This is a genomic window from Ruminococcus sp. 210702-SL.1.03 (genome assembly GCF_020559915.1).
Taxonomy (GTDB): Bacteria; Bacillota; Clostridia; order Oscillospirales; family Ruminococcaceae; genus YE71.
The window spans coordinates 1-368 of the sequence record NZ_JAJCLZ010000134.1; the positions used below are offsets into that span (position 1 = coordinate 1).

1 protein-coding gene is annotated in these 368 nt (G+C 44.3%); it reads left to right on the forward strand.

Features of this window, described 5'->3' with window-relative positions:
- The coding region (locus LI114_RS13790; RefSeq protein ID WP_227221142.1) for a prealbumin-like fold domain-containing protein at positions 1-368 on the forward strand (368 nt) is incomplete at both ends.

Below are 368 nucleotides of genomic sequence, written 5' to 3' on the forward strand. Positions count from 1 at the left end.
ACTGACACTCAGGACGAGCCGTACAAGCTGAATATCATCGTAAACAAAAATGACGGCAAGAACGACATTCCCGTTAAGGACGCGGAATTTGATATTATTACCGATCAGGCGCTTACCGAAAAGGAAACTGCTAAGCTCTGCAATGACGAGTACAAGGGCAAAGCATATGCGGCAGGCGATGTTATCGGAAAGATCATTACCGATGAAAACGGGGCTGCTGAATATTACGGTCTGCCTTTAGGCAGAATAAACGCCGAAAACCCCGACGTTTTCAATTACACATACACACTTGTAGAAACAAACGTTCCTGCACCTTATGTACTTGACAGCACGCCGTATACTGTTACAACTTACGTTTCAGATATATC